Annotated in this window: 1 protein-coding gene; it reads left to right on the top strand. The window is 60.2% G+C overall.

Annotated elements, in window-relative coordinates:
* Positions 1–608, top strand: a 608-nt coding sequence (locus NW820_RS13100; protein WP_414407736.1) for a DnaJ domain-containing protein, incomplete at its 5' end; no start/stop codon positions are given.
* Between the last annotated feature and the right edge of the window lie 140 nt (positions 609–748).

The raw sequence follows: 748 nt of genomic DNA, 5'->3' as shown, positions 1-748 counted from the left end.
TTGCGCCACCGTTTATGGATTACTACGCGATCCTGAACCTATCTCCTGCAGCGGACATTGAAGAGATTAAACAGGCGTTTCGACGGTTGGCGCGGCAGTTTCACCCTGATGTGGCAGGGGAGGGATCCCGAGAGCGTTTCCAACAAATCCACCAAGCCTACCAAGTGCTGAGCGACCCTGAGCAGCGGCGGCGCTACGATGCACAACGTCAATCTGCACAACGTCAATCTCCACCCAGCTCTCCTGCTGCCGGCGAAAGGCGGGTGGTCATTCGCAGCATAGGCCCCTCATCGGCAGAGCAGCCCAATCCGGAAGGGCTCAAGGAGGGGATTGCCCGCGTCAAGGCAGCCTGGCGGGAGCGGAAGTTGCCCACGGCGGTGGCCCAGGCGGAGGCGCTGCTGAAACGGTTTCCCAACTCCAGCGAGGCCATCCACATCTTGGCGTTGGCCTACCAGCGCTTCGGCAACCATTTGATCTACGAGGGGCGCTATCAGCAGGCGGAAGCCTACTTGAGAAAAGCTTTGGCCACGGAGCCGCACAACCGAGAATTGGCCTTTGAAATCAAGCGAGATTTAGCCCGTCTGGGCATTCGGGAGGGATCCCGCTAACTTGCCTGCGTTGGGATCCCCAACGTCTGAGCTGCCCACTGCCGGAGTTGTTGGCGGTTGACTTTGCCCTGAGGGTTGCGCGGGATCCCCGTACACCACAGCCAGTGCTTGGGGTGCTTGAAGGGACTCAGTTGGCGGCT

The organism is Synechococcus sp. R55.7, from assembly GCF_047461955.1.
Lineage (GTDB): Bacteria > Cyanobacteriota > Cyanobacteriia > Thermostichales > Thermostichaceae > Thermostichus.
Note: the sequence above shows the minus strand (reverse complement) of the source record. Positions and strands in the feature narration are given on the sequence as shown.